Origin of the sequence: Microcoleus sp. D2_18a_D3, assembly GCF_036702455.1 — a bacterium.
Lineage (GTDB): Bacteria > Cyanobacteriota > Cyanobacteriia > Cyanobacteriales > Microcoleaceae > Microcoleus.
Genome location: NZ_JAUBTK010000010.1, coordinates 1 through 23,393 on the forward strand (window position 1 = coordinate 1; position 23,393 = coordinate 23,393).

At 44.8% G+C, this 23,393-nt stretch carries 15 protein-coding genes; 6 read left to right on the top strand and 9 right to left on the bottom strand.

Annotated features, from left to right (window positions below):
- Positions 1–108 precede the first annotated feature (108 nt).
- Together QUB06_RS06915 and QUB06_RS06920 are read left to right on the top strand one after the other, a co-directional pair.
- The gene (locus QUB06_RS06915; protein ID WP_333434666.1) at positions 109–1,281 is read left to right on the top strand and encodes a hypothetical protein; all 1,173 of its coding nucleotides are present in this window, start codon (positions 109–111) and stop codon (positions 1,279–1,281) included.
- 191 nt (positions 1,282–1,472) lie between these two features.
- Positions 1,473–3,155 carry a dynamin family protein gene (locus tag QUB06_RS06920; RefSeq protein ID WP_333434667.1) on the top strand — a complete coding sequence of 561 codons (1,683 nt, stop codon included), beginning with the start codon at positions 1,473–1,475 and terminating at the stop codon, positions 3,153–3,155.
- Here QUB06_RS06920 and QUB06_RS06925 read toward each other — a convergent pair.
- Together QUB06_RS06925 and gloA2 are read right to left on the bottom strand one after the other, a co-directional pair.
- Positions 3,122–4,414, bottom strand: a complete 1,293-nt coding sequence (locus QUB06_RS06925) for an endonuclease/exonuclease/phosphatase family protein (protein WP_333434668.1) — start codon at positions 4,412–4,414, stop codon at positions 3,122–3,124. The genes QUB06_RS06920 and QUB06_RS06925 overlap by 34 nt on opposite strands.
- Before the next feature lie 132 nt (positions 4,415–4,546).
- Positions 4,547–4,933 carry an SMU1112c/YaeR family gloxylase I-like metalloprotein gene (gloA2, locus tag QUB06_RS06930; protein WP_333434669.1) on the bottom strand — a complete coding sequence of 129 codons (387 nt, stop codon included), beginning with the start codon at positions 4,931–4,933 and terminating at the stop codon, positions 4,547–4,549.
- A 74-nt stretch (positions 4,934–5,007) separates the two neighbouring features.
- On the opposite strand from gloA2, the gene QUB06_RS06935 reads away from it, so the two are divergent.
- Together QUB06_RS06935 and ilvC are read left to right on the top strand one after the other, a co-directional pair.
- A complete protein-coding gene (locus QUB06_RS06935) occupies positions 5,008–5,157 on the top strand; it encodes a hypothetical protein (RefSeq protein ID WP_333434670.1) in 150 nt (49 codons plus the stop codon).
- 83 nt (positions 5,158–5,240) lie between these two features.
- Positions 5,241–6,290 carry a ketol-acid reductoisomerase gene (gene ilvC / locus QUB06_RS06940; RefSeq protein WP_333434671.1) on the top strand — a complete coding sequence of 350 codons (1,050 nt, stop codon included), beginning with the start codon at positions 5,241–5,243 and terminating at the stop codon, positions 6,288–6,290.
- An 828-nt stretch (positions 6,291–7,118) separates the two neighbouring features.
- On the opposite strand, the gene QUB06_RS06945 is transcribed toward ilvC, so the two are convergent.
- From QUB06_RS06945 to QUB06_RS06960, 4 genes are all read right to left on the bottom strand, one after another.
- Complete coding sequence (locus tag QUB06_RS06945; RefSeq protein ID WP_333434672.1) at positions 7,119–8,783, bottom strand: alpha/beta hydrolase; 1,665 nt, start codon at positions 8,781–8,783, stop codon at positions 7,119–7,121.
- A gap of 514 nt (positions 8,784–9,297) precedes the next feature.
- On the bottom strand, positions 9,298–11,301 hold the full coding sequence (locus QUB06_RS06950; protein WP_333434673.1) for a cation:proton antiporter domain-containing protein: 2,004 nt from the start codon (positions 11,299–11,301) through the stop codon (positions 9,298–9,300).
- 564 nt (positions 11,302–11,865) lie between these two features.
- Positions 11,866–14,601 carry an NHL repeat-containing protein gene (locus tag QUB06_RS06955; RefSeq protein WP_333434674.1) on the bottom strand — a complete coding sequence of 912 codons (2,736 nt, stop codon included), beginning with the start codon at positions 14,599–14,601 and terminating at the stop codon, positions 11,866–11,868.
- Between the two features lie 398 nt (positions 14,602–14,999).
- Positions 15,000–16,397, bottom strand: coding sequence for an amidase (locus QUB06_RS06960; protein WP_333434675.1), 1,398 nt, complete (start codon positions 16,395–16,397; stop codon positions 15,000–15,002).
- A gap of 306 nt (positions 16,398–16,703) precedes the next feature.
- Here QUB06_RS06960 and QUB06_RS06965 point away from each other — a divergent pair, with 306 nt between their 5' ends.
- Positions 16,704–17,978 carry a type IV pilus twitching motility protein PilT gene (locus tag QUB06_RS06965; RefSeq protein WP_333434751.1) on the top strand — a complete coding sequence of 425 codons (1,275 nt, stop codon included), beginning with the start codon at positions 16,704–16,706 and terminating at the stop codon, positions 17,976–17,978.
- Positions 17,979–18,039: 61 nt separating this feature from the next.
- Positions 18,040–18,840 (top strand): circadian clock KaiB family protein, encoded by an 801-nt coding sequence (locus QUB06_RS06970; protein ID WP_333434676.1) that lies wholly within the window; start codon positions 18,040–18,042, stop codon positions 18,838–18,840.
- A 172-nt stretch (positions 18,841–19,012) separates the two neighbouring features.
- Here QUB06_RS06970 and QUB06_RS06975 read toward each other — a convergent pair whose 3' ends face one another.
- The 3 genes from QUB06_RS06975 to QUB06_RS06985 all read right to left on the bottom strand — a co-directional run bounded on the left by QUB06_RS06975 (position 19,013) and on the right by QUB06_RS06985 (position 23,248).
- A complete protein-coding gene (locus QUB06_RS06975; protein ID WP_333140480.1) occupies positions 19,013–20,653 on the bottom strand; it encodes a thioredoxin-like domain-containing protein in 1,641 nt (546 codons plus the stop codon).
- Positions 20,654–20,832: 179 nt separating this feature from the next.
- Complete coding sequence (locus QUB06_RS06980; protein ID WP_333434677.1) at positions 20,833–21,831, bottom strand: type II restriction endonuclease; 999 nt, start codon at positions 21,829–21,831, stop codon at positions 20,833–20,835.
- Entirely contained in the window at positions 21,812–23,248 is a 1,437-nt protein-coding gene (locus QUB06_RS06985) for a site-specific DNA-methyltransferase (RefSeq protein WP_333434678.1), read from the bottom strand. Before QUB06_RS06985 ends, QUB06_RS06980 begins: the two co-directional genes overlap by 20 nt.
- Between the last annotated feature and the right edge of the window lie 145 nt (positions 23,249–23,393).

Sequence of the window (23,393 nt, forward strand, 5' to 3'; positions counted from 1 at the left end):
ATTGATACTGATGATCGATAAAAAAGTCATTCTGGGTTCACGAGTATTTATACTCATCGCAAAAGTGACACGCTCCCAATCATTGCCAAAATCAACCGACTTATCAACATGGCTCAACAGTTTGAACTTGTCGATCGCCCTGAGAAAGCTGAGGAAATTTATCATGAAGCCTTAGAACTTACCCAAAACTTTTCGGATAGCTATGATAAGGTTTGTTTGCTACAAAAACTTGGCTTGTTGCAAGAGGCAACCCTAATTAATCAAAAGCTGCTGAACAACAGGCTTAACCAAAATCTTCCAGATGGCCCTGAAAAGATAGATATACTTAAGCAACTAGGTCGTTTTCAAGAGGCGATCGAAATTACTCAAAGATTGACAAATGGCTATACAAAGGCAGCTACCTTAATTGAAATTGCCAATCTCATCCAAGAACCAAATCAGAAAAATCATCTCTGGCAAGAGGCACTTTTGGTTGCAGAAATAATTAAAGATATAGAAGAAAAAGATAGAACATTAGTCCATCTGGTAAAAACAAAATTAGAGAGGAAACTCGTTCGTTCCCATGAATTATTGCCTGAAAAATGGCTAGATGATTCAAGAGTTATTCCAGTCATATATGAAGAAATCTCAGAAGAGGAATACAAGCAAGCTCTTCAAATTGCTCTAAGAATTGAGCAGATAGAACACAGAAATACTGCATTGTACGATCTGGCCTGTTCTCGATATGATAATAGAGATTGGGGGATCGACCTCATCAATCAACACTATATTGTTACTCCCCCAGATTTTTCTCATAAACAAGTACAAGGAATGCAGTTTAGAAAGAGCTGGTATTCAGATACATTAGCTGCATTTGAAGAGCCAGGTTTATCAAATTGGGCCGATCGGGAGAAGATACAAACTGCCTATCGCTTTATTTATATACCTAGTTTTCACCCCAGCTTAGTCATTCGAGTTTGGGGAGATACACTGAGTAGACCTTGCTTGCAGGCTGTTACAAAAGTAGGAAGCAAGGTAGGGAGTGAAGAGCCTTGGATGCTCACAGAAGCAAAATCTTTGGAATTACTGACAGCCATCAATGAGAATAAATTTTGGCCTTCCATTACTTGGGATTTGTCTTGGGGTTTGGATGGATCGAGGTGGGTGTTTGAAGGCTGGAATCAAGGAAAATACAAGTGGTTGGATGCTTGGACTCCTGATAATGGACCAGCATATCGCCTTGGGAAAGTTTTCTTGTCTCTCTTCCCAGAAAACTTATTAGAACTAACTAGAATTTACTGAACCTCCTACAGGTTCACGAGAATAAATAATATCAGGATCGATCGATCGCTTATAATATATGTAGGTTGGACTCTTGGAACGAACCCTACGCTTCGCTTCGCCCAACAAATCTACAAAACCCAACAAATCTACAAAAAATGTTGGGTTTTACTTCGTTCAACCCAACCTACAGCTCACGAGGATAAAACAATATGCAACAACCCGAAATTTATCAAGACCTGACCGACAATCTTAAATCAGCACTCGGTATTCTCGAACTTGACAAAAACTCCCAACTTTATCGAGATACCACCTCAATCTGCGACTATCTCGCCAAACCAACTTTTCAAATTGCTGTTTTTGGCCCGTTTAATTACGGCAAGTCAACTTTGCTGAATGCTTTACTGGGAAATCGTGCTTTGCCGATCGACCTCGTACCCACTACAGGTGCTGCCATTTATGTCAACTACGGTGAGGAATTGCACGCAAAAATTACCCTGAAAGACGGCACGGAAATTAGCGAACGGGGGACTGATGTTTTGAAACGCTACGCCATCCTTGACGACGCGAGACAAATGCGGGATGATGTGGCGGCCGTTAATGTTTACTGTCCCCATCCATTCCTGCAAACCGGTGTGGAATTGCTGGATTTGCCGGGAACCAATGATCGGGAAGAACAGGATAATTTGGTTCGGGATAAATTGCTAACGGCGGATTTAGTTGTGCAGGTTTTAGATGCTCGCAAATTGATGACTTTAGGCGAACGGGAGAACTTGAGAGATTGGTTGAGCGATCGCAACATCAACACTGTCGTCTTTGTGGCCAATTTTCTCAATCTACTCGAACCAGACGACCAAAAACAAGTTTACAATCGGTTGTTGTTTGTTGCCGAAAGTTTTCGCTCCAATTTGCCGAACAATATCAGCAATATCTACCGCGTCGATGCTTTGCCGGCTTTGAGGGCTAGGCTGAAAGGAGATGTGGCGGCCGCCCAAACTACAGGAATTGCCAGCTTTGAATCGGCTTTGCAAAGTATTGTGGCAGCTCAACAGGAACAACTAGCAGTTAAGTTGCCCAGAATTGAAGCTATAGCTACTAAAATTTGCCAATCTCTCCGAGCCAAAGCTGAAAATGTCACCGCAGAAATAGCCGCTGCTCAAAAAAAGCATAAAGACAAAATTGAAATTAAACAAAAAGCAGAAAAACTGATATCAAAAGGCTTTCAAGCCAGCGTTTCCGATTTCGAGATTTGGCTTTACCAGCCGACACTTTTGCAGCGGTATCAATCGGAAATGGCGCTGTCGCTCCAGGAAGGGAGTTTTGATGCGTGGAACCTAAAATTTCAGCGAGAGGTGTTGAAGCAGCAGCAAACGATCGCAGAATGGGTAAATAAAGCTTGCGAATTCTTTGAGAAAGAACAGCCGATCGCACTTTTGATTTCCTTTCCTCCATCCCCACAAGTCAGTTTACCGGAGCCGCCACCACCTCCAGCTCAAAAGTCGAACGACCGCGAAGTGGCTCCAGTGGCGATCGCCACTGGCTTAGGTTGGCTGTTGGGCGGGCCTGTGGGAGCCGCAGTAGTCGGCGGTGCTAGCTATATTTTGAATAAAAGAACTGGGTATGAAAAGCCGCCTGAATCGTCAGAAGCTTATCTAAATCAAGTAAGGGAAATTTGCAGTGAGGCTGCTAAAAACTATCTCGCTCGCTTCAGCACCGATACTTTTTCCATGCTGCAACACTACAAGGAAATCGCCGGAAAAGTTATCAGTTTTCAAGACAGCAAAGAGCCGCTACAGACAAATATTCAGCAATACCAGATACAGTTAATCAATAATTTGTTAGAAAATATCGAATCCTGCCTTCAAATGACCAAATCTGTAATTAACGGCAAATGATCCGAACCGACATTTCGGCCAGTACGAATCTTCAAAACACCAATTTCTTTGCTGACTAGAAAGTGATCGATCGGAATATAAGCCAGCGGCATAAAAGTCGGCCAAGTCGGTAAAATGCCAAAGCCCGATCGCGCATTTCGCAAATTTCCGGTTTTTACCATATTTTTGTAGAATGGCGACCACATTGTGGTATTTAAATCCCCAACCACAATCAGCGGATTTTTTACTTGGGCTGCATACTCGCCGATGGCTGCTAGCTGTTTATTACGATTGATAAAACTCTCCTGTTTGATCGGCACAGTCGGATGAGCAAGAATCAGAGTAATGATTTTACCTTGAAATTTAACATCCGCCGCCAAGCTCTTTCTTTGATTTGAAAAGGCTTTAACAGAAGAATTTTCTAAAGGCAGCTTGCTGTATATTGCACTGCCAAATCTCTCAGATTCTTGCTGGGTAGAAGAGTAAGGAAAAATCTCGCTTAAAACCGATAACTGTTTTGCCCAAGTTGAGTTGACTTCTACAAAAACCGCGAGATCAGGTTGTTCTGCTTTAACCAGCGATATCACCTCAGAATATCGCCGATTAGCCCTTAAAACATTTGAATGCAAAATCCGCAAGTTGTGTCCGGGAGTTGCTCCGGCAACTGCTGGCGCTGGAAAATACCAAGGAAGAATTTCCGCCAAATTAATGATAATGCAAAATGCGCTCACCAGCAACCATATTTTTTTTGAGCGCACGAGAGCGAAGAATATAAAAGTAGAGAAACCCACCACCAGATATTGTAGTTTAAAATGAGAACTCAATTCAAAAAAAATGTTGAATTCTCCCAAATAACCGACTATTGACAATACGGCATTTACAGTTGCGGCGATAATAAACCCTTTTAAAATTACGTGCTTCAAGCTAATGATTTTGTAGTTGCTGCTGTGCATCACCGCCCATTTGAGCTTAATTTTAAGGTCGTTGGTAATCGGCAATTTATCAATTTCTGTTACCAGTTGTTCTGGCTGTTCCAACACTCGCCGCTTTTGATAAAATCTCACTAGCAAGCTATCTACCACAAAATAACTAACAGAATTGGCAACAAATCCTACAAATACCAACACACCTAAACCGACCAGGATACCAAAGGAACCGCCGACTTTAACCAAACCCGACCAAACGGCTGCGTTACCTGTTTTCCCTGTAGCTACTATGGCTATAAATAGCATTAAAGCAGGCAATCCGACCGTGATTGTGTTTCTGATAATAGAGTCCATTATACAATTTTAGATTTTAGATTTTAGATTTTAGATTTTAGATTTTAGATTGGGAATGAATCATGCAGTTTTTAGGACAATGCACACCCCACCTATTGACTTAAGAGCGACGTGAAAAAATTGGGATACTCCTTAAATTTCATAGATTTCTAAGGGTAAGTTGTCGGGATCTCGGAAAAAGGTAAAGCGTTTTTCTGTAATCTCGTCAAGGCGAATTTCTTCTACTTCTACTTGTTGGGATTTTAAGTAAGCAACGGATGCTTCTATGTCCTCCACTGCAAAAGCTAAATGTCTCAAACCGCAAGCTTCAGGATTGTTAATTCTTTCAGGAGGATGGGTAAATGAGAAAAGCTCGATGGTGTCGCCGTTTCCGACTCGCAAATCTAGTTTGTAAGAATTCCTCTCGGTTCGGAAAGTTTCTTTGATAATGGAACATCCCAATACTTCTACATAAAATTTTTTCGAGGCTTCGTAATCCGAGCAAATAATCGCCACATGATGTATTGCTTTTATTTTCATCTTACAAAAGTTAGTTAGTTGCGTTTTTATGAGATGTTGCACCATTCTCAATAAGCTTTTTAGGAACAGGCAAGATGCCTGTTCCACAAAGAGTGAATTTTCTTGTGGAACAGGCATCTTGCCTGTTCTTGAGAATCGTGCAAGATGTGAGGTTTTTTCAAATGCACAGCACGCTATTGACAATTATATTTGACGATCGCAGACTCTGCGAGAAACACTGCTAAATTCAGCGCGAGCGCCCTAAATTTTCCCTCGCCCAAATCTTAACCTAAAAATTTCAGCAAAAAAAGTACCCTACTTTGATAAAATGAGAGTTTTGCAGTCAATCACCCAATTTGCATCTCAGGAGACAAGCACTATGGCCCGTATGTATTACGACACCGACGCGAACCTAGACCTCTTAGCCAACAAAACGGTGGCTATCATCGGTTACGGTTCCCAAGGACACGCCCACGCCCTTAACCTCAAAGACAGTGGCATGAATGTCGTTGTCGGTTTGTATCCCGGTAGCAAATCTGCCGCCAAAGCAACCGACGCGGGTTTAACAGTTCACCCGGTAGACAAAGCAGCCGCCGCTGCTGACTTCATCATGATTTTATTGCCCGATGAAGTTCAAAAAACTATTTACAAAGAACAAATCGAACCGAACCTTTCTGAAGGAAATGTTTTAGCATTTGCTCACGGTTTTAACATTCACTTCGGCCAAGTTGTTCCCCCTGCCAATGTAGACGTAGTAATGGTTGCCCCCAAAGGCCCCGGACACTTGGTGCGACGGACTTACGAACAAGGGGAAGGTGTTCCGAGTTTGTTTGCAGTATATCAAGATGCTTCCGGTCAAGCGCGCGATCGGGCAATGGCCTATGCTAAAGGTATCGGCGGCACCAGAGCCGGCATCCTGGAAACCACTTTCCGCGAAGAAACAGAAACTGATCTTTTTGGCGAACAAGTAGTTTTGTGCGGCGGTTTGAGCGCCTTAATTAAAGCTGGATTTGAAACTTTAGTTGACGCCGGATACCAACCGGAATTAGCTTATTTTGAATGTTTGCACGAAGTTAAACTTATCGTTGACTTAGTAGTAGAAGGAGGCCTCGCCAAAATGCGCGACAGCATCTCCAATACCGCAGAATACGGCGATTTAACTCGCGGCCCCCGCATCGTCACGGATCAAACCCGCGCCGAAATGCGTAAAATTCTCAGCGAAATTCAATCCGGCCAATTTGCCCGCGAATTCGTTCTGGAAAACCAAGCCGGCAAACCAGGCTTTACCTCCATGCGCCGTCAGGAAGCAGAACATCCTATTGAAGAAGTTGGTAAAGATTTGCGAGCTATGTTTAGCTGGTTGAAAAAGCACGCCTAATCAATTTTAGATTTTAGATTTTAGATGGGAAGACCAATCTAAAACAGTCCTGGAGGCATAACCTCTATCTGTAGGGTGTGCATTGCACACCTTACGGCTGGGAGGAAAATCTAAAATCTCAAGTTTAATCGATTTGAGATTGGAGGAAAAATCTAAAATCCAAAATCTAAAATCGTCATGTTTGGTTGTGCTTCGCTTAACCCAACCTACAAGAAAATGGCTAAGTATTGTTAGAGAAACCGGGTTTCTCGCTGGTAGCTCAAAACTATCGACTCGGGCTAGGAGTTTTTTGCAATTTATCCAGATCCTGTTGCCTTTTCTCGTTGAAATCTCTCGGCCTCAACCAATCTGGCCACAACCCGACGAAGAACTTTCGACTTGCCACGCTAGTATCTCTTACAGGTTTGGGGAGAAAAGTTAAAGTGTCACCGTAAAGGGTAAACAGGGCTATAAACAGAAGCAACAGCGGGATTAGATTTTTTTTAGGCATGGCAGTTTGGGAGTAGAGTTTGTGAAAGCGCTTGGTTATATTTTGCCCTTGCACGGACCAAAAATATCAGAAACAGCTTAAGAAGAAAATACACCCCTGGGGGCTAAGGGGCGCCGCCTACACAAGAAAAAACTGCTAGTCCCAATATCATGTCCCCTCGAACTACCACTACAAACACCTTTATTATAGGTCTTCGAGCGGACATCAGATTATTAGCTAATGACTAATAGTGCTAAGGTTCGCACTGCGAACCCTACATAATTATGTTCTCCGTCGAGAACTCTACAAAATACTATGGTTTTTTGGCGCTTACCTACTTAACGACTAATGAATAAGGACTACTTATTCCGTTGAATAAAAGTTTGCACGATTGCATTAGTTTCCGGGGAAATTTCTGTTACTAGCCGCACCGGGATTGCCGATGTGGAAGCAAATTGCGCGTATTCAGGCGTTAGAAAAACTGCATATTTGTCAGCTTCAGCAGTCAGTTGAGCGGCGGTAGCCAAACTTACAGCTTTAATATAATTGCGTATGCTAACAGCTTGGTCGCCGACAACTTCATCGCCGGTAATTCCTGTGCTCGGCCTGCGAACTTGGTTTAAAGTTGTACTCGGATCTTTGACGCTTAAGTGCGTTCCTCCAACAAAACCAACTAGCCATTTAGGAGAGGGAATTTTCGGAAAGCCGGCAATTTGTTCTGCTAAGGCGGGAGTTGTTTTGTCGGCAGAAGATGCTACTATTAAGGTGGGAATCTTAATTTTACTTAAGCCCGTTTCTCCAAATAGTAATGATGCGATCGGATTCATGGCGATCGCCCTTTTAATCCTGCCATCCCGCAATTGATACCGTTCTTCGGGCAATCCGGCCGCCGTGCACTGAATGGCTTCGCCTAAGCTGAACCCAATCAAATCCCCCTGACACCTTTGTTTGAGTCCGCTCAATTGCAGTTCGGCCCCGGCCACGGACAAGGCTGTAGCGCCGCCGAAGGAATAACCAATGATCACCGCTGGGTCGATCGCCATTTTCCCCTGCAAGTTATCATCAGTTTGGTTCAATTTTGTCAGTTCGTCGAGCACAAAACTGATGTCTTTGGGACGGTCTAAAAACTCTTGAGGAACTAGCAAGGGACACTTCCCCGCCATCGCAGCATTGGTATTCGTCTCGTTGCTGCCGGGATGTTCTAAAGCTGCTACCACATAGCCGTGAGAAGCCAAATGCTCGGCTAAGTAGCGCAAATCCGTGCGGACGGAACCCAACCCGTGAGAAAAGACGATCGTCGGTTTGTCGGCTGTCGCAGCTTCCGACCAATACACATCAACTGGAATAGGTCGATTGCGCGCGCTATCGTTCAAATCTAGCGCCCGTACCTGCACGAGATTAGGGCCTGGCTGGGTGGGATCGAAAGGCAGCTTAAACGCGGGTTTAACCGCTGCTAACTGAGGTGCGATCGCCGCCATAAAGCGCTGAGTTTGCCAAAAACTTACGTTCATATTTCCCAAAACTGCGAAAGCTCGATCGAGATCCACCACCACCCGCGAGCTCGGATAAGATTCAATGAAACTCAATATCGATAAGCCTTCCGGCGCCTTTGCTCCCTGCACCAGAGCCGATCGGAGCGCTTCCACACCCCCACCGTCGCGCCTGGGTATCACTGTAGTCAAATCCGTCAGGATGGCAGTGCCGATGCCCGTATTTAGCAAGTTGCTCAGGCCGACTACATTGAGGGGAATTTTCGCTTTCAGCGCCCGAAAAATTTTACTGCGCTGTTCGTCAGACAAGAGATTGGCATAAGCTTGCAGTTTGGCGGGGACTTTTCCTGTTTCTGCGAGTTCGCGCAAATCTGCAACCGATATTGACGATTCTAAAATACCTTTGCGGACAACAACCGTTTCTGCTGCTTTTGCTTTTACAGAGGATGTCGCGCCGCTCAAAGGGCTGATCGAAATCGAACCCAAAACACTCGCCACTGAAGAAAACCATCTGAAATTTGGTCTGATGCTCATTTTTACCTTATTGAACTAGAGGAGATATATCACCATTTTCTCAAAATTCTCCCAGATACCGAGAATTTATCCTAGATGCCGAGAAATTGCCTTTATCGGGGTGCGATTGTCAAGGTCTCTACGCATATTTACTGGCAGATCGCACATTCGGTACTTAAGTGCACTTCTTGTGCGGGTGCTAATGATGATGAGTTGAAGGATTTTTTAATCAGCAGCCCAAAAAATACAAACTTCACGAGTGAAAAGAGCGATCGAGTATATTCTCGAACCGCGCCAAGGTGCGGAAATTTTGCGAGCAATTCCGTTGGATTAGGATTAAATATAAGACTTACACAATTGTCACAAATAAAGCTTAAATTTTAGGTATGTGGTTGCGCTTGTCCGCTCTTAGTTAGGAAAGAGCGAGTCGAGCGCAACTACATCCCTTTTTTTAATGTGCCAGTTGGCTTTAGTCCTAAAATATTAACCACAGATGAATGCAGATTCATAACGTAATCTGCGGTTAAAATCTTCCTCAAGATACAGGAAAATAAACAACAAGCATCGAAATATTTTGGTGAGTCCGGGCGATCGCTTCCGGTTCTTTGAGAGTTCCAGGTTTGTCCCACAAATTCTGTTGCTGAGAAATTGTTGTTAAAATCAGCAAATCGTGTTCTAACAAATTCTGCGAAACTAGCTTGATAAAATTTCCCCACACCCGATTTACTGGTATCTCAGAGAGAATTTCCACCTCCGCCGCACTTTGGTTGCTTTTTTCCCGTTGTGTCGTCACCAACAACACTTGCAAACTCGCCTTAAGTTCCTCGGCCAAACTCTTAGCAATATCCACGGTTTCCTGAAATCCAAACCGAGTCAACTCGCTGTCAGTTACCGCCAAAATTATTCTGGCTGTATTCTGGAGAGGATCGGGAAATCTAGCGATCAGTACGGGTACGGGCGATCGCCTGATCACAGTATCAATGATGCTGCCAAAAAAATTGTCGCGAGTTGTGGAAAATCCCTTCCAACCGCAAACAATTAAACTAGCCTCGCGTTCGGTTGCACTCCGTAGGATTCCGCGATCGATCGCATCATCTATCCTCGCGATCGGTTCAACCGCACAAGCAGCCGCGTTAGCCACAGTTTCCGCAGCCGTCAAAAGTTGAGTTTGCTGCATTTTATCTGCCGGTGAAATTGCTTCCCCGCGATCGGACAAAATATGCAGCGGCAGCAAAGTTCCCTGATATCTTTTTGCTAAAATCAAAGCCAAACGCAGCAAATTATCTTCCGTATTCGGATTAGCAACAGGTACTAAAACTCGTTGTCCCCATGAATGCTTTCCCGAAGTAGCCACCGGCAAACTCGACCCCGGCTGCTGCATTTGTTGACCCCACCGAGATACAATCCAAGGAGAAGCGACACAAGTTACTAAAATCATGGCAATGATGCCGTTCACCGTTACGCGATCGACCAATTTAATGTCAAAAGCAACAGTAATCGCCGCCAAAGTAGAAGCAGCTTGAGCACCAGAAAGACCGAACATTACCATAATGTTCGGAAACTCAAAACCAAATAATTTCCCCGGTATCCAAGCTGCCAAAAACTTGCTCACCGCCTCTGCTAAAATCATCACCGCCGCCACCAGCAAAGACTGCGGCTGCTTCACCAAAATTAGCGGGTCAATTAACATCCCCACAGAAATCAGAAAAAACGGCACAAACAACGTATTGCCAATAAACTCAATCCGATTCATCAGCGGACTCATTTTGGGAATAATTTGAGTAATGGCAATTCCCGATAAAAATGCACCAATAATTGCCTCAATTTCAATTAGTTCTGCTGCGTAAGAAACTAGAAATAGGGTTGCCAATACAAATATAAATTCGGCATTTTCGTCGTGTCCAAATTTCTTAAAGAACCAGCGACCGATTTTGGGAACGCCCCACAAAGTACCAAAAGTGTAGATAGCAAGAGATGGAATTAGAAACAGCCAGAATTCGAGAGTGAGATTTCCTTTGAAAGCTTTGACAACAATTGCCAGCACCAACAGTCCCAACACATTCGTAATTAACGTCCCGCCCAAAGTCGCAGTAATAGTCTGAGTTCGCATCAATCCCAATTTTGTGAGAATTGGCAGCGCTAAAAGCGTGTGCGTAGCAAAACAAGAAGCGACTAAAATTGCAGCCAGCCAGCTATATCCCAACAGCAGCATTGCTACTGTCCCCAATATCATCGGTAGCGAAAAAGTAGCCAGCCCAAATATGACAGCTTTGTCCGCATTGAGTTTTAGGTCATCGAGGCTAGTTTCGAGTCCCGCTAGGAACATCAAAAACAGCAATCCTACAGTACCTAACAAAACAATAGTAGCGTCTCGTTGCAGCAAATTTAGACCGTTGGGTCCGACAATTACGCCAGCAATAATTAAACCCACTATTCCCGGTAGTCGCAAGCGCTCAAATACCAGCGGGGCGATTAGCATGATTGCTAAAAGAAGCAGGAAAACGGGAACGGGAGCGGTAATCGGCCCGGAAGTAAACATAAAAATTTTTCCCTAAATATTGGCAGCGAACTGCTACCATATTTAAAAGGAAATAATCAAAATGTCTATCAATCTAAAGAGGTATTATCAATAATCGACAGCGTAATTTTTAAGAAGTAAGCCTGGGCGGGAGCAACGGGGATTATGGGTAAAATATGGGTTTGATGACTAGAAATTGAGTGCATCACGAACTCCGATAAAAAAACTATCTTTTTCAGTCTGGGAGGCACAAAAACCCGGTTAAGAATCAAAATAACAGGTTGTGAGCGATCGACTTTAACGCCGAAACCTGGTTTTTTATCCTATTTGCGTCCACCACTATGTAGGTATCAAATGCAGGGGGACACATATCTATATCCCCAGATGGAGCGTGGCAAACTCGCTCCTAATTCAGAAACCCGGTTTCTTAAAAAAACCGGGTTTTTCACCACAACAGACAATTTAAATGGGTTAGTCTTGGACGCGAAAAAACCTGGTTTCTACGCAACGTACTTAACCGTACCCTTACGGTAGCTAAGTATGTATTTCTTGTCAAGATTTGTCCATCTAATTTTCAATGATAGGCTAAGCGATCGACACAATGCTAGCTCGCTCGTAAGGCAATCTGTTTGTCGGCAAAACATCCAGATTAATTTGCAACGAATCCAAAGCCGGATTTTCGGCTAGCAGCTTTTGCGTCAAACTCTTATTAAGAATTTCCCAGAAATCCGTTTCATTGGGATAATTAGTCAAGAAACTGTCGATGCTTTTGTAAATCGGCACAAAGTCGGGATACTCATCCTGCGTAATTCCTGGTTTGTACTGATATTTGACATCAATATTGAGGTTATTCAAACCCTGGTGATCGATCGAGTAATTAGGAATCTTGAAATCCCATGCTTCGCCTAATTTACCATCTTGAGTGCGAGTAACGGTAGTGCTGCGCTCGTAAGGCAATCGGTTCGTCGGTAAAACATCCAAATTAACCGTCACCGACGAAAGTGCCGGATTGTCAGCGAGCACTTTTTCGGTCAGATTTTTGTTAACAATTTCCCAAAAATCAGTTTCGTTCGGGTAGTTAACTAAAAGATTGTCAATGCTCTTGTAAATCGGCACAAAATCAGGATACTGATAATTTTGAATCCCGTCTTTGTACTTATAATTTACATCAATATTCAGGTTGTTTAACCCTTGATGATTAATTGGGTAATTTGCCAAGCTAAAATTCCATTTCTGCGTCAGTTGAGCATCGGACGGAAAGAAAGCAATTCCTATTGGACGCTGTAGCTTGCTGTCGGGAGGGACAAAAATAGAACTGTTACTCGATCCAGGATTTCCCGATATTGGCAGCGGTTCGCCAGTCTTGCCATTATACCGCAAAACAGCGCCGGCACCGTTAGCATTGGGGCGGTTGTCAAAGCCAACTGCAAACAAATTGCCGATCGGCGAAAAAGCCAAACTACCTACATAATTGCTACTGGGCGAAGTATCAGTATAATTGGTAGATAAAACCTTGACCAATTCCCCACTTCTTAAATTGTAGCGCCTGATATCGTTAGCAAAATCGCTGACATAAAGGTCGCCGTCAGCGGGCCCGATTGCCATTCCCAAAAGACTTGCAAATCCCTGACTCCGAGGCGAAGGATCGGGCGAAGCAAAGATACTTGACTGCCGGGTTTGCGGGTTGTAACGCAGCACCTGACTGGGGAAACCGGCGCTATAATCTGCTTTACCATTGCGAGCAACACTCCCCTGCGTTGTCACATACAAATTGCCGTCAGGAGCAAACAGTAAACCGTTCGGGCCATTCAATCCTCCCGCTTGCTGATTTCCCGAAGCAAATACATCAATAAACTGTCCTGTTTTGCCGTTATATCGCAGAATTTGGTCACTCAAAAAACTGCTGACATAAAAATTACCGTCAGGGCCAAAAGCTAAACCGTAAGGGCGAAACAATCCGCCAGTTTCATCGACCGCCGTGTTCGGATTATCGCCTACAAACTTGTCAATAAATGCGCCAGTAATTCCGTCATACCGCAATACCGCAGAGGCTGTCGGTTCTCCGGAATTTCCGGGCTTATCGCCGCTACTAACGTAAATGTCCGACTTATCATCGCCATTGCCATCTGGCCCAAAAACGATCGTATCTGGATTGAACAAACCGCCGCTTCCCGGTGGAATAAATTCGCCTAGAAAATTGCCGGTATTGCCGTCAAACCGAAGTACATTATTTCCCCGGCTATTGCCAACTAGGAAAGTTCCTTGAGGATTGCTGGGTTGAGTGCGAGTAACTTTGCTGGTGCGGTTGTAGGGCAAGGTTTGGCTTGGCAGAACGTTGAAATCTATCTTAATTGCCGCCAAGGCAGGATTTTCGTTGAGGATATTTTGAGTCAAGTTTTTATTGACAATTTCCCAAAAATCAGTTTCGTTCGGATATGTGGTTAAAAAGTTATCAATGCTCTTGTAGATTGGCACAAAATCGGGATATTCATTGGGAGCGATTTCCGGCTTGTACTGGTAATCTATATCGAGATTGAGCTTGTTCAATCCTTGGTGATTGATTGCGTAGTCTTTGACTGAAAAATTCCAATCTTCTGTGATTGTGCCCGATTGACTGCGGAAAACTGTACTGGCGCGCTCGTAGGGCAATCTCTCCGTTGGCAAAACTTCCAGTTGAATCGTAACATCTGTCAGTACCGGATTTTCAGTAAGCACCTTTTCCGTCAAATTTTTGTTAACAATTTCCCAAAAATCAGTTTCGTTCGGGTAGTTAACTAGGAAATTATCAATACTTTGGTAAATGGGTACAAAATCGGGATATTCGTTCGGGGTAATTCCCGGTTTTAACCCGTAACCAACTTTCAGGTTGAGGGTGTTTAAACCTTGGTGTTCGATGGTGTAATCTTTAAAATTGAAAGCCCAGTTTTCATCAGGAAATAGGGAAAAAGTTTGGAATAGGGAGAGTTCACCAACAGGTAAAGCCATCCCTGTCAGTTCGTCTATCTCACCTTGAGTGGAGGCAGCGGTCGGGGATTTTAGACTACTATCAAATTTAAGATTGTCGCCTCCTGACGATGGGAGACTGAAGTCGGTTAATTTCTCCAAAAGGCCGATCGCACTACCAGCCGCAGCAGCAGCCAAATCTGATTTTTGAGCCAAATCGTAGCTATCAAATAAACCATTGGTATCGCCGACGGCACTTTGGCCGATCCGATTTAAGCGATCGAACTTACTGCCAAATAAGTCTAGTATTTCCGCTGAAACACCCGCAACATTTCCCAGACTCGGATTTTCTCCAGATAGTCCTGCTGTGTTAAACATAAGCTATTTTTTTAGATACACCCGCCATCGGGAATAATTTTGAAGTTATTTTATCCTTTTTTCCAAAACTGTCAAGTACCTTAAGAAGTATTTTATATTTCTTTACCAAGATTAAACCTGAAATTTGTCCCCTTTCTCCATCCTCTCGTTGGCCGTTGCATCGGTATTGTTCAAATGTCAAACAGTCAATCGATTTTAGATTTTAGATTTTAGATTTTAGATTAAAGAATTGAAGCATTGACCCCACGGATGAATCCGGGGGCTTGTATCCTGGATGCTTGATTGTCAACAGTCAATAGAAATTTATGCGAAAAACCGGATTTCTAGTTCCCCGCACACAAATCCTGATTTGGCATACCCCTAAAAAAGGGAAATGTGATTTTATCCCTTGCTCTTCTCTATTTAAAATCTAAAACCGGGAAAGGTTTCGCCGCTTCCATCTGCGCCGCTAAAGCAATTAAAGTTGCTTCCGCCGCCGGTCGCCCGATAATTTGAATTCCCACGGGCAAACCGTTGTCATCTAAAATGGCAGGAAGTGCGATCGCAGGCAAACCACTAGCATTAAATGGCGGACAAGGAGCTACCCAATTAATAATGCGCTGCAAAGTTTCTTCAAAACTCAAATCCGCCCACTCCCCAACCCGGATTGGCGAGTGCATATAAGTCGGCAAAACTAACACATCAAATTTTTCAAAGAATCCCACAATCCGCCGTGAAATCACCTGCATTTGATTCACCGCCCGCAAATATTCCCCAGCCGAAACAGTTCTTTCTAACAGCCAGCGATTCATCGGTTCCAAAGCAGGGCCGGGAATGCCACTTGCAGCCGCCCCCGACTGCCAAATTGCGATAAACGGTTCGATTAAACCCGTAAAATCCGGGCATCCAGGTTCGACATCATGGCCCAAATCTGTCAATAATTTTACTGTTTCGAGTACCGCTTGCTGACAGATAGGCGCAGCCTCGCCCACAGGGGAAATAGTCGTAGAAAACGCTATTCGCAGTTTGCCCTGCTGTTGACGGGAAGCCTCTAAAAACGTCGGATTTGAATCGGGTAGCCAGTACGGATCGCCTGTTGTGTAGCCTGACATTACATCCAAAAGTGCGGCGGCGTCAGCTACAGTGCGCGCCAGTGGGCCGTTGGCAGAAATGCCGCTGAGGTAATCTCCGACAGGTGCCCAGGAAACTCGCCCCCGCGATGGTTTAATGCCCACTAAACCGCAGCAGGAAGCCGGCCCCCGAATCGAACCGCCGCCGTCTGAACCTTGGGCGATCGCGCACAAACCCGCTGCTACAGCCGCCGCTGAGCCACCGCTGGAACCTCCGGGTGTATAGTCTAAATTCCAGGGATTGCGCGCGGGCGGGAAACCTTCGGGTTCGGTGTAAGGTAATGAGCCAATTTGAGAGGTGGCTGTTTTGCCCAGAATGTTAAATCCCGCTGCTTTGATCCGCCATACTACTGACTCGTCGTAGGCAGAGATGTTACCCAGCAAAGCCTGAGTGCCGTATGTACACGGAACGCCGGTAACAGGTGTCAAGTCTTTAATGGCGATGGGCACTCCGAAAAAAGGTGGCAATTCCTGTGGCTTGTTTAATCCAGCTAGTTTTTCGGTTTGAGATTTAGCTAGGGCGATCGCCCGCTCGGCCGTTACAGTAAAATAACTGCCCAGCTCAGGGTTTAATCGCTCAATGCGTTCCAAGTAGAGATTGACAATTTCTAAAGGCGACACTTCCAGGGTGCGGATCGACTCCGCCAACTCCAGAGCTGGAGTAAAAGCCCGATCGGCAGAATTCATCGGTTTAAGTCCTTAATATTTGGATAAAGTATCAATTTATACTGCGTGGCTGCGGAAAACTCTTTTCCTTAACAAAAATTCTCCCACAAAGTAGAAAATCCATATTGGCTCGTAGGGCAAGAGCGATCGCATCCTCCAATTGGCAGAATATTTCCTTAGTAGTGCAGCATTATGACCCCCTCTTAGGATAGACTTAGTACAACAGTTAAGCTTTTGTGCAAGACGCGCACAATGGCGATCGGCATTGTTCAACTCCCACAAATCATCTGTTCGAGTCAGCCTTCTCACCAACTTAAGGTAGCGCATATGACACAACAGCATCCGCCAGCTCCTCGCCCGCCCGTACCCGGAGCCCCCCCACCGCCAGGAATGCCCCGCCCTCCTGCTCCCGGAATGCCCCCCAGAGCAGCAGGAATGCCACCAGCACCGCCCCCGGCACCAGCACCAGCACCAGCACCAGCACCAGCACCGCCGCCGCAATCCTTCGCCACACCTAAAGGCCCCAGCTCTAGCAGCGGCGGAGTTCCGACTTTGAAAGAGCTAGTAATCCGAGCCAAAGAAGAAGGAGTATCCGACCTTCACCTCGGAGTAAACGAAGTTCCCCGCTTCCGCACGCGGGGCGAGATTGCCGACATCGGCTATCCACCGACCGATTTAGATACGTTTTTTGGCTGGTTGCGGGAGTGCATGAGCGATGAAGAAATTGAAATTTTCCAAAAAACCCTAGACTTTGACGGCGCTTTCGACTTTGGGTTCGTCCGCATTCGGATTAGTTGCATGGACTCCTTGGCCGGCCCGGCAATGGTGCTGCGGCTAATTCCTGCCAAAATAATGACACTGGAGGAATTGAAACTGCCGGAGGTATTTAGGAAAATATGTGGCTACCACAAAGGGCTGATTTTGGTGACAGGCCCGACAGGTTCGGGTAAGTCTACCACGTTGGCCGCGATGATCGACTACATCAATAAGACTAAAGCCTACAATATCATCACGATCGAAGACCCGGTAGAATTTGTACACGAAAGCAAAAAATCCTTGATCAAGCACCGGGAAGTCGGCAGGCACACCCTCAAGTTTATGAGCGCTCTCAAAGGCGCTCTGCGACAAGACCCGGATATGCTGCTAGTAGGAGAAATTCGGGACAGAGAGACGGTGGAAATCGCCCTCAAAGCCTCTCAAACCGGTCACTTAGTTGCAGGAACACTGCACACCAACAGTGCGGTTAAGACCCTGAACCGGATTCTTGATATGTTCGGGGCGGAAGAACAGGATGCCATACGGGTTTCAATTTCCGAATCCCTAGTGGCGATTATTGCTCAACTGCTGTGCAAAACCACAGATGGGAAGCGGGCTGCTTTCCACGACGTTATGATCAATACCGACGTGGTTAAGGAATACATTCTGAAGGGCCAGAATGAGGAAATCAATCAAATCATGATCAAAGATACTTATGAAGGCATGACGACGATGAATAAGTCGCTCTACGGTCTTTATCAAGAAGGTCGGATTACTGAAGAACTTTGTGTAGAGAACTCGCCGTTCCCGAACGAAATGGCTCAGATGCTCCGAGGTCGAGTCTAAATGTCGAGTGTTAACAGTTAACTGTTAACAGTTAACTGTTAACTTTTATTGGTGTACTGAATTGAAAGTCGATCGCCCGATTTTGCCAGAAATTTTCAAAGGCATTGCGCTGTTTACACCAGGGGGAGACTTAATCTATTGCATAGACCCCCGCAAGCAAACTCACTGGCACTTGCAGTTGTGCGTAGCTCTACAGGAGCTCCTCGGTTTGTCCGAACCGCCGCATTTTCTGATACCTTGCTACACGGCAACCGTTGACTCCTGGCTCGATCCCGGCGATCGGCAGGTGCGGGTTGCTGCCGAGGCTTACCCCCCTGTGCTGCGACATCAAACGCTGCTGAACGCCATTTTTGGGACTGGCGACTTAGTGTGGCATCCCCGCAGCGAAGAAATGTGCGAACCGATGGCAATCGCTACTTATCACGAACAATTCCCCGAACTTTGGGAAAATCACGACTTAGTTGTACAGTATGCCAGCCCCGAAGCTCGATGGGACTGGAGCAGTTCCATAGTAACTCCCTTGGGCTTTCCGCAACCGCAGCAGACTCGGCTTCCCAAACCAACAGCACTCACCCCACCACCACAAACTCAAGGGTACGTTTTGCGTCTGTTTGTTTCCGGCAGCAACCCCAGCACCGAACGCACCCTCGAAACTTTACACCAGTTTTTAGAGCAATGTCTCGATCGTCCCTACACTTTAAAAGTAATTGATGTTTTGAAACATCCAGACCAAGCTGAGGCAGATCAGATTTCAGCAACTCCTACTTTGATTAAAATCTGGCCGAAACCCGTGCGACGAATTGTCGGCGAATTGAACGATAATGAAAAAATAGTGCGGCTGCTGAGCTATGCGGAATTTTAGATTGGGGCGAGGATTTTTGCGATTATTTAATAGGGGCGATCGCGGTTTTAGGTTAACTTACTTGGCTTGAAAATTGTGGTAAGGTGCGCCGAAGAGCACCCTACTTTACCACAATCAATCTGGCAATCACGAGAATTGAAAACCCTGCCTGAAGTAAAAAAAGTCGATCGACTTAATCAGGAAGACAAACATCCGGGGCGCACAAACTGGGGAAATCCAAAGTTGTGACTTCCAGCGTATCCAACTCAACTCTTCGGATTACATGATTGTTCGTATCAGCAACAAACAAATGAGGCCCGATCGCACTCAACCCTGAAGGTTCAAAAAATCGAGCCTTGAGACCTTTAGCATCAACCAAACCTGCTGTACCATCTCCAATCATTGTTCTGCACGTACCGCCCCGGTGGTCGATCCGCTTAATTTTGTGATTGTAAGTATCAGCCACCCAGAGGTAATTTTGAGCGTATTCAACACCTAAACAGTGCTGTAACCTTACCTCCTCAGCGCGACCATCTTTATCTCCAAAACCAAACAATTCACCGCTACCGCAGACTGTACGCACCTTCGGGTCTTCATCAATACCCACAGCGCGAATCGAACTAATTTCGCTGTCAGCAACAAACAACTCCGATCGATCCGTAGACAGGCCGCTGGGCTGAGAAAAAGCAGATTCTGCAAGACTTCCGTCCACACAGGATTCTCGGCCAATACCTGCATAAGTGCCGATCGTGCCAGTGTCTAACTGCATTTCCCAAATTTGATGGGAACCCGCCATTGCAATAAAAAGTCTATTTCCAACTCTTTCTAAATCCCAAGGCGAATTCAATTGCGTTTCTAAACCCTTGCCGCTGCGGGGAGAAATTTCGTGACTTTGTTCGCCGGTACCAGCAACAGTTTCCACCCGTTGAGTCGTAAAATCAATCTTTCTGAGAGCATGATTTTCCGTATCAGCAACATATAGAATTTGACTTTCTGCATCAAAAGCCATACCTTGAGGTGCATAAAACTCAGCCTCTTCAAAGTTCCCATCAGTTAAACCCGGTTTACCGCTACCGATAACGTGCAGCACCTCACCTTCGAGGGTGCTGACAACAATCCTATTGTGGCCGGAATCGGCAATAAATAAGCAAGAACCCACTAAGTTTTGTATGACTGAATTAGCCGGTCCGGGCAATACAGTTTCATCTACAGATTCATTTTCCTGACTCATTTCGCCCAAAAGCGCGCCCTGTTGGTGAAGCTGTTTTGCCTCCGTTGCAGCGATCGCAAATGCCAGCACTTTACCGGGAAAAGCCAGCGGTGTTGAGACAGGTTTGCGCTGTTTTTCTAAGGTAAAACGCAGTTGTTTAAAGTTGAGTGCATTTTTATCTTTGTATTCAGCAATTAACTTGCCAACTAACTCGTCAAGTGCTTCTCTATTGCCTTCGCCGGAAACAAAGCCAACGACATAACTTTCAGGATCGATCACCATTAAAGTCGGCCAAGCGCGAACCGCGTAGCTTTGCCAAACTTTCATGCCGCTGTCAACGATTACAGGATGTTCGATATCGTAGCGGAGGATAGCTTGGCGGATGTTTTCTACTTCTTTTTCGTTTTCAAATTTAGCCGAGTGAACGCCGATAACCGTGAGGGAATCTTTATATTTTTGTTCGAGGTATTTTAAGTCTGGGAGGACGTGCAAGCAGTTGATGCAGCAGTATGTCCAGAAGTCGAGGAGGACGACGCGCCCTTTTAAGGATTCAATGGATAAAGGTTTTTCGGTGTTCAGCCAGGGGTAGTTTCCGGGGAATTCTGGTGCTCTGACGCGAGGCATGGCATCTCCTGGTAGGGGGTGGATGATTTTTTTACTTCTTTAATTTAGCGGGAAGTTTGGCAGGATGGGAAGAAAGCTGATTAAACCAGGGTTTTTGGAGATAGCGAACATGGCTGTGGCACAAGAGGGGGGCGAGGGAGGATGGTAAAACCGACACGGAGTCAAAACGGTTGTTGCTTTTATAAATTACATAACCAACGAGAAATAGATGCAAGTTGATTCTCCTGATTCAGATTTGCAGCATTACTGAGAGTCCCGTTTTCCAGTTGATGCCAGATTTCACCCGCCATCCTTCTTGCAACTGCCGAGCCCACAAAGAAAGTCAGAGGTGAGTGTCCAACTGTGGAAAATGCTTCACGTATGCGATTTAGGGCCGCTTGTGCCGTTTTCCAATGCTCATCTGCACCTGCAGGATCGATTCCACCTTTAAGTTCGCCCAATGCAATAACATAGGGTGCCACGATAGATGGCTCAATTGCGCTGGATTTATTAGCTACCAACTCCGTCGGGGCAAGATTAAATAAACATAAATCCACATTGCTCCTGACAAGTGGAACAGTTAGGTTATAAATCAATGTGCGATTACCCAGCTCGCTCTCCCAACTTATCCCACGTAAAGACAACTCAATTTCTGTGTCATCATTTGTCATGGCTATCCACTTTTTTGTCTTTGAGTCTTGCCAATAATATCTCTTACTAGCAATTGTGAGAGTCGAGAGGATAGCACGAGTTAGTTTCCTTTGTGCCAATACTCCGCCAACATTACGCATTGAGCCACCAAGCGTGTCACCACGAGTCAGTAGAAATCTAAACACCAATTCCTCCACAAAATTTGTGCCTGCTGGCTCAAGAAAATTCCTGATTAGACCATTGATAGCTTCACTCTTATCCTTTGGCATCAAATGAGCAAGAGACTTGTCAGATAATCCTGCAGCAGTCAACAATCCCATTTCAATGCCCTTAACATTTAACAAATCAGCAGGACTCGCAGCTTGACCCGCAGCTTCTTGAAGTGCTCTTGCTTGGGCGAGGTAAGGGGTAGCGCGTCGATTTTTTTCAAGGGCAAGTGCCACAAAACCCGCACGAGTGTCTTCATAGGTTGTGACAAGATCGTCACTGGATTGAAGGTGGTTACGATAAGCACACATAGGTATCCAGTTATTGTTTTTTCCATACATAAACGCACTTCCTCAAAGGAGCGCGTCCATAGTTTCCCATCTGTTGACTACTATTCCCCTTATCACCTGGTAAAACTAGAATATTTTCCGTAATAAAGCCGACTTTTTCAGCGAAATCAGAAAGAATCATGTCCACTGAAATACTTATACCTGCGTAGCGCACATTGTCATTAACCATAAACAAAAATGCCCCGGGTTTAAGGATACGAAAGCTTTCTTGTATTACGCAAGCCATTTCATAGAAATATCCTCTTACCATTCTTGGTATACCATTGTTGTTCAATATACCCTGTGACTTTTGGGTGTCCAAATATCTTAAGATAGCCTGCAAGAGAGTTTGCGAATTAGCAATACTTAAAGCTACTTCCCAATCCTGATTAATAGCCAATAAATCTTTGGGGTGATTCTCAACCGTACAACTTAGCATTTCCTGACGCAGATTAATTAATTCCTTTTCACAAATTCCTAGTAAAGCTAGCTCTAGTGCATAGGTGCGAGTATAGTCATATCGATTGCAGTAGGGTGGAGATGTGATGATTGCATCGTAGGTAGAGTCCGGCAAATCGGGCATTATCTTCAGACAAGAACCTTGATGCAAATTAATTTTGCCTTGTTGATTATTCTGAGTTTGAAAAAGCTCAAGTTGTTGTGTAGGAGGTTCTAAGTCGTTAACAAGTTCATTAAATTTTTTGGTAATAGCTTGACTGAACTCCAGAACCTCACCTTTATTGAAGGACTTCTTTGACGTGCCATGACCCGAACGGTAATCCCAACGAAGATACTGTCCATCTTTGCGTGTATAGCTTACGGATTCTAAAACACACAGTAAAGTCAAGACTAAAACTGATTGAACCTTGGTATTTTCTTGATAACAAGCTCCAAGATATTGCTCAATTTCTATTTTAGTTTCTTCGGAGTAAGCCCCTTTAGTGATTCTCAATTCTGGCAGAGTGACTGGGTTTTGAAATTGTTTCCATATTTGCAAATTAAACCATGTCTTTAGCCGCTGAAAATCATCAATAGTGAAGGCAGTGTCTAAAATAATTTTGGTATTAATTATATGTTGACCAATAGGTAATAATTCAATCCCCTCACCATCTATTCCCAAGTCGCTAGCAGCAAATAGAGCAGTTCCACTACCTGTAAAAGGATCTAAAATCTTGCCTTGAATGACTTGATATTTTTGGAATAAAAACTCGACCAGTGAAGCGGAAAAAGCTTCCTTGTACTTGTACCATCGATAGATTGGTCGAGTTTTGTTAGCCTGAAAACTAACCAAAAGTCTGGTCAGGGAGGGCTGGACTAGAAACTTGTCTTGAAAGCGATCGTGTAATTGCCTGTCAAGGTTATCAATCTCTCCCAGAAAGTCACTTTCCACTCCCGATGCCATATTGGAGATGCTTGACATATTTACCATGACTACAAATTCTTAAATAACTAACTGTCGATCGTAGTATACCAGTATCTCCAATCAAAGAACGGGCAGATGTCGCCACCCTTGTAAATTCTCTCTGAAGAACCAGAGAATTAACAGGTTCACAAACTCGCCTCTCTTGCTGATC

Excerpts from the sequence above, each read along its gene's own strand:
- QUB06_RS06915 (WP_333434666.1), top strand. The coding sequence starts at position 109 with ATGGCTCAACAGTTTGAACTTGTCGATCGCCCTGAGAAAGCTGAGGAA.
- QUB06_RS06920 (WP_333434667.1), top strand. The coding sequence starts at position 1,473 with ATGCAACAACCCGAAATTTATCAAGACCTGACCGACAATCTTAAATCA.
- QUB06_RS06925 (WP_333434668.1), bottom strand. The coding sequence starts at position 4,414 with ATGGACTCTATTATCAGAAACACAATCACGGTCGGATTGCCTGCTTTA.
- gloA2 (WP_333434669.1), bottom strand. The coding sequence starts at position 4,933 with ATGAAAATAAAAGCAATACATCATGTGGCGATTATTTGCTCGGATTAC.
- QUB06_RS06935 (WP_333434670.1), top strand. The coding sequence starts at position 5,008 with ATGCCTGTTCCACAAAGAGTGAATTTTCTTGTGGAACAGGCATCTTGC.
- ilvC (WP_333434671.1), top strand. The coding sequence starts at position 5,241 with ATGAGAGTTTTGCAGTCAATCACCCAATTTGCATCTCAGGAGACAAGC.
- QUB06_RS06945 (WP_333434672.1), bottom strand. The coding sequence starts at position 8,783 with ATGAGCATCAGACCAAATTTCAGATGGTTTTCTTCAGTGGCGAGTGTT.
- QUB06_RS06950 (WP_333434673.1), bottom strand. The coding sequence starts at position 11,301 with ATGTTTACTTCCGGGCCGATTACCGCTCCCGTTCCCGTTTTCCTGCTT.
- QUB06_RS06955 (WP_333434674.1), bottom strand. The coding sequence starts at position 14,601 with ATGTTTAACACAGCAGGACTATCTGGAGAAAATCCGAGTCTGGGAAAT.
- QUB06_RS06960 (WP_333434675.1), bottom strand. The coding sequence starts at position 16,397 with ATGAATTCTGCCGATCGGGCTTTTACTCCAGCTCTGGAGTTGGCGGAG.
- QUB06_RS06965 (WP_333434751.1), top strand. The coding sequence starts at position 16,704 with ATGACACAACAGCATCCGCCAGCTCCTCGCCCGCCCGTACCCGGAGCC.
- QUB06_RS06975 (WP_333140480.1), bottom strand. The coding sequence starts at position 20,653 with ATGCCTCGCGTCAGAGCACCAGAATTCCCCGGAAACTACCCCTGGCTG.
- QUB06_RS06980 (WP_333434677.1), bottom strand. The coding sequence starts at position 21,831 with ATGTATGGAAAAAACAATAACTGGATACCTATGTGTGCTTATCGTAAC.
- QUB06_RS06985 (WP_333434678.1), bottom strand. The coding sequence starts at position 23,248 with ATGGTAAATATGTCAAGCATCTCCAATATGGCATCGGGAGTGGAAAGT.